General features: G+C 41.8%; 8 protein-coding genes and 1 pseudogene. 4 read left to right on the forward strand and 5 right to left on the reverse strand.

Translation table 11 applies throughout. The features are described from left to right. Positions 1–91 precede the first annotated feature (91 nt). Positions 92–952, forward strand: coding sequence for a DUF4299 family protein (locus HT685_RS09845; protein ID WP_173279065.1), 861 nt, complete (start codon positions 92–94; stop codon positions 950–952). 69 nt (positions 953–1,021) lie between these two features. Here the strand turns inward: HT685_RS09845 and HT685_RS09850 are convergent, their stop codons facing one another. From HT685_RS09850 to HT685_RS09870, 5 genes are all read right to left on the reverse strand, one after another. Then, entirely contained in the window at positions 1,022–2,086 is a 1,065-nt protein-coding gene (locus HT685_RS09850; RefSeq protein ID WP_173224988.1) for a DUF6574 domain-containing protein, read from the reverse strand. Between the two features lie 62 nt (positions 2,087–2,148). Continuing rightward, a complete protein-coding gene (locus tag HT685_RS09855; RefSeq protein ID WP_173224991.1) occupies positions 2,149–3,063 on the reverse strand; it encodes a DUF4097 family beta strand repeat-containing protein in 915 nt (304 codons plus the stop codon). Then, positions 3,056–3,649 carry a DUF1700 domain-containing protein gene (locus HT685_RS09860; RefSeq protein ID WP_173224994.1) on the reverse strand — a complete coding sequence of 198 codons (594 nt, stop codon included), beginning with the start codon at positions 3,647–3,649 and terminating at the stop codon, positions 3,056–3,058. Before HT685_RS09860 ends, HT685_RS09855 begins: the two co-directional genes overlap by 8 nt. Further along, positions 3,636–3,962: a PadR family transcriptional regulator gene (locus HT685_RS09865; protein WP_000273854.1), complete on the reverse strand. Its 327-nt coding sequence runs from the start codon at positions 3,960–3,962 to the stop codon at positions 3,636–3,638. The genes HT685_RS09860 and HT685_RS09865 overlap by 14 nt, the downstream gene beginning before the upstream one ends. Before the next feature lie 138 nt (positions 3,963–4,100). Next, positions 4,101–5,267 carry an MFS transporter gene (locus tag HT685_RS09870; RefSeq protein WP_173224996.1) on the reverse strand — a complete coding sequence of 389 codons (1,167 nt, stop codon included), beginning with the start codon at positions 5,265–5,267 and terminating at the stop codon, positions 4,101–4,103. 57 nt (positions 5,268–5,324) lie between these two features. On the opposite strand from HT685_RS09870, the pseudogene HT685_RS10355 reads away from it, so the two are divergent. From HT685_RS10355 to HT685_RS09880, 3 genes and pseudogenes are all read left to right on the forward strand, one after another. Then, positions 5,325–5,472, forward strand: a pseudogene (locus tag HT685_RS10355) (glycosyltransferase family 2 protein); the annotation flags it as partial. Continuing rightward, complete coding sequence (locus tag HT685_RS09875; RefSeq protein WP_188110171.1) at positions 5,452–6,252, forward strand: glycosyltransferase; 801 nt, start codon at positions 5,452–5,454, stop codon at positions 6,250–6,252. The pseudogene HT685_RS10355 and the gene HT685_RS09875, both read left to right, overlap by 21 nt. Positions 6,253–6,337: 85 nt before the next feature. After that, positions 6,338–8,188, forward strand: coding sequence for a nucleoside-diphosphate sugar epimerase/dehydratase (locus HT685_RS09880; protein WP_173225002.1), 1,851 nt, complete (start codon positions 6,338–6,340; stop codon positions 8,186–8,188). Positions 8,189–8,321: the final 133 nt, after the last annotated feature.

The following is an 8,321-nucleotide window of genomic DNA, read 5'->3' on the forward strand; positions in this document are numbered from 1 at the left end:
AATTTGATTTTCGAAGAGTATAAAGTTTGTTTTTGTATCTTTCAGAAAAATAAGGTATACTATATGTAAACGATTTCAGAGGAGTCCAGTTATGGTGAAAACATTTTTTATTCCAAATAAACAGAGCATTTTAGGAGAACAGGAGATTTTGACTGCCAAGTCTATCTTGGCCTTGGTAGATGGCTTGGAGTCGCATAGTTATGATACAGTCTATCTCCGTCAGCCTCTTAATCGTCTCGAGTATATAGAGTGTGCGATAGTGGGGCAGTCACAATTTCTTTTTAAGGTCAGTTATGCTGATGATCAAAAGGCATATCGTGTCGATCTTCCTGACCTACTCACGAAGACAGACTGGGAGATCATCAAGTCATTTTTAGATGCTTTGCTTGTTTACACAGGAACTGAGATTGAAGGACTAGATGGTTTTGATTTTGAAGCTTATTTCCAAGCAAGTATTCAAGCCCATCTGGCAGATAATGCAGCCCGTTTTACGATTTGCCAAGGAATTTTTAATCCTATTTTCTTTAGTCATGAGGATTTGAAAAGCTTTTTAGAGGAAGATGGATTAGCACAGTTTGAAGCGCGTGTGCGTGCGGTTCAAGAGACAGATGCCTACTTTGCAATAGTTTCCTTCTATCAGGATGGAGAGGGACAAGTGCACGGTGTTTACCATCTGGCGCAAGGAGTCAAGACAGTTTTACCGAGAGAACCATTTGTTCCTGTAGCCTATATGGAGCAATTGGTGGATAAGGAAGTGCAGTGGGAGATTGACTTGGTTCAAATTACAGGAGATGGCTCTAAACCAGAAGACTATGAAGCCATTGTCCGCTTGGACTATGCAAAATTCCTAGAGTCACTACCATCAGCATCTTACCACCAACTAGATGCCAATCAATTAGAAATCCAACCCATCTTAGACAAAGATTTTAAAGCATTAGCACAAGAAGAGTAAAGCAGAAGCAGGTCAATCGACTTGCTTTTTGGCATAGAAAAATCCTGCCATGGATGACAGGATTGAAGTTTAAAGAAAGGCCAAGATACGAAGATAATCTCCAATCAGTGCCACTTCAGCTACAAAGAAGAGGAGGATAATGACTCCGTTCACAAGGACAGACAAGAATAACTGATAGAAAGAGTCGCTTTCACTTGCTTGACTCGGTCTTGTAATGATATGGAGACTAGCAAGCAGGATGATTCCAATGCTAATCACACACAAAAGGGCTGTAAATCGTAGGCTGTCAAAGAAGGCAAAGAAACTAGCAGTAGCAGTGAGGAAGATTGGAATTGCCAAGAGTTGACTATATTGTTGGACACCCTTTTCTAGCGTCCAGTCCTTTTCTTGGTAGATAAATCGTCTCACAACGAAACTACCCAAGAGGAATGAAAAGAAGAAGAGTGTTGTCGCTACTAGGATAGAGATGATAGAAAAGAGAGTTAAAGGAGCTAGCTGCTCAGGGAAGTGGCTGTTTATAGTTGCTATATGTCCATAGTAGGCTTGTTTGATGTGATAGATACTAAAGAAAAAGGAAGATGCAGAAAACAGAATGAGCAAGAGAAAGGCTGTGTAGCTGTGTGTGATATTTGTTTCAAGCTTGCTTGTAGGAGATTTGAGAGCCTCCACTAGCCAAGACCAAAAATCAAGCACTTGCGCTTTCCATTTATCCCTAGATTTTGGAGCTTGGTCGGGGATATAAGGACTTTCTAAGGATTTGCTGATAAGAAGTGGCTCTTTCGTAGTTGTTTTTTGCTGCGGAAGTGCTTCTTGACTCTCTTCAGCTATAGTGACTTTTTCTGTTTCTTTAGAAAGGTCTGGCTCTTCTTCAGTAGAATTAGATGCTTTCTTTTCTTCTATTTCTGTTCTCGCTTCACCGCCTTCAGGAGTTTCAATTTTCTCTTCTTGCTGGCTTTCAAGTTCAACTGCAGCTTGAGAGACTTCCTCCTCTAACTGAGTATTTTTTTCAATTGGCGTATCGAGATCGGCTATCGTTTCTTCAGCCTTGTCTGCAACCTCTTGAGCTTGCTCTTCAGGTTTGTTCTTGCTTGTTGTTTTTACAAAATCATTACTTTCAAACCATTCTTGTTTCATGGTAGAACCTCCTTTTTAGTTAGATAAATATGCTTCCATAGTAGCAAATGTAAGCGCTTTTGTCAACGTCTGTTTGGTATGGATATTAGCTCAATATCATCATCAGATCTAGCAATGAGTTGATCCTTGACATCGGTTTTTTCAGTTTTGTAAGGGTTGCTTAATTCCGTGCCTCTTGATTCAGGCTTTTCTCTTGTGAATTGGTGGATAGAACCATAGTTGCTTGAGATGTCCCAGTTAATTCGTTGGCTCTCTTTCTGGTCTAGGATGATTCTGAGATAATATTTGGCAGTCAGTTCAACCCTACCATGGACTTGGATATTTTCAGCGTGGAAGTGATGTTCTGTTGACTCTAGCTGACTATCTGTAAGGTCTGTATCAAAGATATTAATGATATTAGGGGTTGTGAGTTTACTGTTTTTGATACGACTTCCTTCAATTCGGAGGAGATAGGCATTATTGGTATTGAGGGTCGCATTTTCAAGGCTGGCATTTATGATGGTGGTTTGTCCACGATTGGCTGAGATGTTGATCCCTTTTAGAGTTCTCCCTTTCGGTAGTCCGATGATGACATCATTAAAACGATTAGATGAACTACTTACAATATGGAGAATCCCATCAATTCCAGAAGAGATAAATGGACTTTCAGACAGTTTCTTATCAGTGAGGCTCAGCGTTTTATCGTTCTGATTTGTGATAAGATCATGGTGAGCAGAAAGAGATGGATGGTAAGAAATGTGGATTTGATCATCGAAAGAGTCTGTGATGGTCAGTGCGTGTTGATGGAGAGTAATCTCTAGGTTTTCGACTTCCTTGCCAAAGGTCAACTCTTCCATCCGACTATCATAGACAGGCTCCTTGGACATGGCAAGCAGACTCTTAATCCCGTCAGATTGGATTCCTACAAAGAGCAGGATAAAGCCGATAATGGTAGTCACCACACCAAAAATGAGAAATCCTTTTGTAAACTTACGCATGCTGGTCACCTCTCTTTCCTTTTTTGAGAACAAATTGCACCAGGCGAACAATGAGTAGGCCGAAGAAGCGGGCTACATAGGAAATACCTAGTAAGACTAGTGAAGAAGCACCGATAGCCAGTAAACCAGAACCAAAAATCAAGATAAAGGCTGATTTAGCTTGGGCTAAGATAGTGAAACTTTCAACTAAAAATAGGAATCCGCCGATGATACCCAATATGGAAACTGCAAAGAAAGCCAAGATGACAGTCAAGGCTGCCACAAGGATTGCGAACAGGGTCACGAGGATGGCGATTCCCAGAGGAATCCCGATGGGTGCTGCAAGCAAAGCTAACAAGGCGATATGCAAAATTTGTCGGTTATTTTTTTGAGCGGGTGCCTCATTGATTTTTTTATCGAGGAGATTGGAGAGGACTTCGTGAGCTGCTTCCTTAGGAGTTCCCAAGCTAGCGATGAGTTCTTCCTCTCCTTCGACTCCAGCATCGTCAAAGAGTTCTCTGAAATAGTCCATGGCTTCGATGCGGTCAGCCTGAGGCAGTTTTTTGAGATAAAGTTCTAGCTGAGTCAGGTATTCAGTTCTTGTCATGGCGGATACTCCCTTCTATGATGCCATTGATGGTGTCTGTATAGAGTGCCCATTCATCTTTTAGGGTCAAGAGCTGTTCTATACCACCGTTTGTCAAGGAGTAGTATTTGCGCATGCGACCTTGGAACTCTCTAGAATAGGTTGTCAGAAAGCTATTGCCTTCCAATTTTTTGAGAATGGGATAGAGTGTAGATTCTTTGATATTAGCGATCAGCTTAATGGTTTGGCTAATCTCATAACCATAAGAATCCCCTTTTTCCAGTACGGCCAAGATGAGAAATTCAATCAAGGCAGAGGATGTTGGAAAGTACATGGGAAACCTCCTTTTCTAATGTGTAAGATTTTTATATATAATTTTTCTACACATACATTGTACATCTAAAAGAAAGCCCTGTCAAGAGAAATGTATAAAATTTTTATATATAAAAAACTTCTAGCCAAAACTAGAAGTTTAGAGGATTTTATCGGCTCTGTCCACTGTAAAGAGGGCCACGGTCATCAGGATATCGACGAGCAAGAGGGCAGCTACAGCTGGTACCCAAGAGTGGAAGAGGTCAAAACTGTAACCAAAGAGGGTTGGGCCAAAGGCTGCTAGGATATAGCCTCCTGTTTGAGATAAACCAGACAATTGGGCTGTCTTTTCAGGGGCGCTTGTCTTGAGTGAAAAGTTGACCATGAGATAGGGGAAGAGGGCGCTGGTTGCGGTTCCGATGAGGAGATGGATGGCAAGCCAGTAAAAGAAATTACCGACTGGTAAAAAGAGCATGGAAATGCCGACCACACCAGCTAGTGAAACTAGAGTGAGCATGAGCTGACGGTTGCGAGTTGACAAGCTGGTTGTCAGACTTGGGATAGTCATTGAAAAAGGAATGCTGATCAGCGAGAAGATAGAAGTCAGCAAACCAGCTTCGTGACTGGATAGGCCTGCATGGATAGCCATTGTAGGTAGCCAGGTCATAGCGGTGTAAAAGAGCAAGGATTGAAAACCTGCAAAGATAATCACTGCCCAGACCTGTTTATTATGCATGACCTTTGTTTTGCTTTTTTGTTTGGTTTGTGGAGCCAGTCTGTGATTATAGCGGTGATTTGGGAGCCAGACCAAAAAAGTTGCTAGACAGAGTAGGGTGAGGAGGATGATAAGTCCTTTCCAAGAACTGGCCTGTGTAATAGGCACAGCCAGATAGGAGGCCAGAGCCGTTGCAATCCCCATAGAGGTTACATATAAGGTGGTCAGAAAACCAATTTTCTTTGGTTGATTGGCTTGGATAAGACTAGGAAGCAGGACATTGATGACTGCGATACTTGCCCCAACCATCAAGGTTCCTAGATAGAGCAGGGGCAGATTGATTAGTCTAATGAGAGAACCGATGGTCAAGAAGAAAAGGCTATAGGTGAAGAGATGCTCCAAGCCGATTTTCTGGGCCAGTCGGGTAGAAAATAGTGAGAAGAGGGTAAACATGAGGAGGGGAAGACTGGTCAAGACACCAAGTGAACTAACTTCTACTCCCAGACCTTGCGAAATATCTCCCAAAATAATGGGTAAAACAGTAAAAGGAGTCCGCAAGGAAACACCAATCAGGATAATCCCTGGAACAAAAAAGAGTGATTGCTTTTTCATAAAATACCTCTTCTAGCTGATTTTAATAACAGCTTATTTTAAGGCTTTTTCACTATAATGTCAAGTAAGGTTTCTGGCTTTCAAGATAAAAATGGGAAAGTCTTGAAAATTATGATAAAATAGTGGAAGGAAATCTATACATTGGAGAAAAACTGTGTCTGAAAAGCAAAAAATCAGCGTATTGATGTCGGTCTATATCAAGGAAAATCCGACATTTTTAAAGGATGCTATTGAGAGCGTTCAAAATCAGACTCTGAAACCGAGCGAATTGGTTCTGGTTGAGGATGGGCCTTTGACACCTGAGCTCTATCAGGTATTAGACCAGCTTGAAGTTGAGTCTGATATTCCAGTGAAACGCTACCCTCTTGAGCAGAATCAAGGTTTGGGTCTAGCTCTTCGACAGGGTGTCTTGCAGTGTCAGTATGATATTATTGCCCGTATGGATACGGATGATATAGCTGTTCCAGACCGTTTTGAGAAACAGGTTCAGTTAATGGAGAAGGACAACCTCGACCTATTAGGTGGACACATTGCAGAGTTTATTGATAATCCTGATGAGATTGTTTCTTACCGTCGTGTTCCAACCCAGCATGCAGATATTGTGGCTTATCAAAGGATGAGAAGTGCCTTTAATCACATGACTGTTATGTTCAAGAAGGACATGGTTCTCAAGGCAGGCAACTATGAGGATGGCCTTTATATGGAAGATGACCTCCTCTGGCTCAATATGATTACTGCAGGAGCCAAGACTGGAAATCTGGATCAAATCTTGTGTCAGGTTCGTGTCGGAGCAGGGATGTTTGAGCGTCGTGGGGGACTGCGTTACCTCAAGCTCTATCGTCAAGCTCGTCAGCTCATGCTGAAGCGAGGACAAATTTCTTACATGGAATATGCCAAGAGTGTTGCCATTCAGATGGTTGTTGCCCTTTGTCCAGGATTTGTCCGACAGTTTATTTTTATGAAACTGTTACGAAAAAGCAAGTAAAAGATTGTAGCAAATCGTAAACTGGATAAAAAGTGTTATAATAACAATATAACTATTCAGCTCTTTTAAGGAGGAGTAGATTGACATGAATAAAAAACTAACAGATTATGTGATTGATCTGGTGGAAATTTTAAATAAACAACAAAAACAAGTCTTCTGGGGCATATTTGATATTTTGAGTATGGTGGTTTCCATCATTGTATCTTATATCTTATTCTATGGCTTGATTAATCCAGCACCTGTTGACTACATTATCTATACGAGTTTGGCCTTCCTGTTCTATCAATTGATGATTGCATTTTGGGGGTTGAACGCTAGTATTAGTCGTTACAGCAAGATTACGGACTTTATGAAAATCTTTTTTGGTGTGACTGCGAGCAGCGTCTTGTCATATAGTATCTGCTATGCCTTCTTGCCACTTTTCTCCATCCGTTTCATCATTCTCTTTATCTTGTTGAGTACCTTCTTGATTTTATTGCCACGGATTACTTGGCAGTTAATCTACTCCAGACGCAAAAAAGGCAGTGGTGATGGGGAACACCGTCGAACCTTCTTGATTGGTGCTGGTGATGGTGGGGCCCTCTTTATGGATAGCTACCAACATCCAACCAGTGATTTGGAACTGGTCGGTATTTTGGATAAGGATGCTAAGAAAAAGGGTCAAAAACTTGGTGGAATCCCTGTTTTGGGTTCATATGATGATCTGCCTGAATTAGCTAAACGTCATCAAATCGAGCGTGTTATCGTTGCGATTCCGTCGCTTGATCCGTCAGAATATGAGCGTATCTTGCAGATGTGTAATAAGCTGGGTGTCAAATGTTACAAGATGCCTAAGGTTGAAACTGTTGTTCAAGGCCTTCACCAAGCAGCTACTGGGTTCCAAAAAATTGATATTACGGACCTTTTGGGACGTCAAGAAATTCGTCTTGATGAATCGCGTCTGGGCGCAGAACTTACAGGTAAGACGATCTTGGTTACAGGTGCTGGTGGCTCAATCGGTTCTGAAATCTGTCGCCAAGTTAGTCGCTTCAATCCTGAACGCATCGTCTTGCTCGGGCATGGGGAAAACTCAATTTACCTTGTGTATCATGAATTGATTCGCAAGTTCCAAGGGATTGATTATGTACCAGTTATTGCCGATATTCAAGACTATGACCGTCTCTTGCAAGTCTTTGAGCAGTACAAGCCAGCTATTGTTTATCATGCGGCTGCCCACAAGCACGTTCCTATGATGGAGCGTAATCCAAAAGAAGCCTTCAAAAACAATATTCGTGGAACTTACAATGTTGCTAAGGCTGTTGATGAAGCCAAAGTACCTAAGATGGTTATGATTTCGACAGATAAGGCGGTTAATCCACCCAATGTTATGGGAGCAACCAAGCGCGTGGCTGAGTTGATTGTCACTGGCTTTAACCAACGTAGCCAATCAACCTACTGTGCGGTTCGTTTTGGGAATGTTCTTGGTAGCCGTGGTAGTGTCATTCCAGTCTTTGAACGTCAGATTGCTGAAGGTGGGCCTGTAACGGTGACAGACTTCCGCATGACCCGTTACTTTATGACTATTCCAGAAGCTAGCCGTTTGGTTATCCATGCTGGTGCTTATGCCAAAGATGGGGAAGTCTTTATCCTTGATATGGGCAAACCAGTCAAGATTTATGACTTGGCCAAGAAAATGGTCCTTTTAAGTGGCCACACTGAAAGTGAAATTCCAATCGTTGAAGTTGGAATCCGCCCAGGCGAAAAACTCTACGAAGAACTCTTGGTATCAACCGAACTTGTTGATAATCAGGTTATGGATAAGATTTTCGTTGGTAAGGTCAATGTTATGCCTCTAGAAGTCATCGATCAAAAAATTGAAGAGTTCCGCACTCTTAGTGGAGATGAATTGAAGCAAGCCATTATCGCCTTTGCCAATCAAACAACCCACGTTGAATAAAAAAGAAAAGCGCATATTATCAAGTTGTTCATAAGAACCTTGGTAATATGCGTTTTGTTATGTAGAGACTTATACTCTTCGAAAATCTCTTCAAACCACGTCAACGTCGCCTTGCCGTAGGTATGGTTACTGA

The organism is Streptococcus sp. 5004 (assembly GCF_013276755.1).
Lineage (GTDB): Bacteria > Bacillota > Bacilli > Lactobacillales > Streptococcaceae > Streptococcus.

Excerpts from the sequence above, each read along its gene's own strand:
- HT685_RS09875 (WP_188110171.1), top strand. The coding sequence starts at position 5,452 with ATGTCGGTCTATATCAAGGAAAATCCGACATTTTTAAAGGATGCTATT.
- HT685_RS09850 (WP_173224988.1), bottom strand. The coding sequence starts at position 2,086 with ATGAAACAAGAATGGTTTGAAAGTAATGATTTTGTAAAAACAACAAGC.
- HT685_RS09855 (WP_173224991.1), bottom strand. The coding sequence starts at position 3,063 with ATGCGTAAGTTTACAAAAGGATTTCTCATTTTTGGTGTGGTGACTACC.
- HT685_RS09870 (WP_173224996.1), bottom strand. The coding sequence starts at position 5,267 with ATGAAAAAGCAATCACTCTTTTTTGTTCCAGGGATTATCCTGATTGGT.
- HT685_RS09845 (WP_173279065.1), top strand. The coding sequence starts at position 92 with ATGGTGAAAACATTTTTTATTCCAAATAAACAGAGCATTTTAGGAGAA.
- HT685_RS09860 (WP_173224994.1), bottom strand. The coding sequence starts at position 3,649 with ATGACAAGAACTGAATACCTGACTCAGCTAGAACTTTATCTCAAAAAA.
- HT685_RS09865 (WP_000273854.1), bottom strand. The coding sequence starts at position 3,962 with ATGTACTTTCCAACATCCTCTGCCTTGATTGAATTTCTCATCTTGGCC.
- HT685_RS09880 (WP_173225002.1), top strand. The coding sequence starts at position 6,338 with ATGAATAAAAAACTAACAGATTATGTGATTGATCTGGTGGAAATTTTA.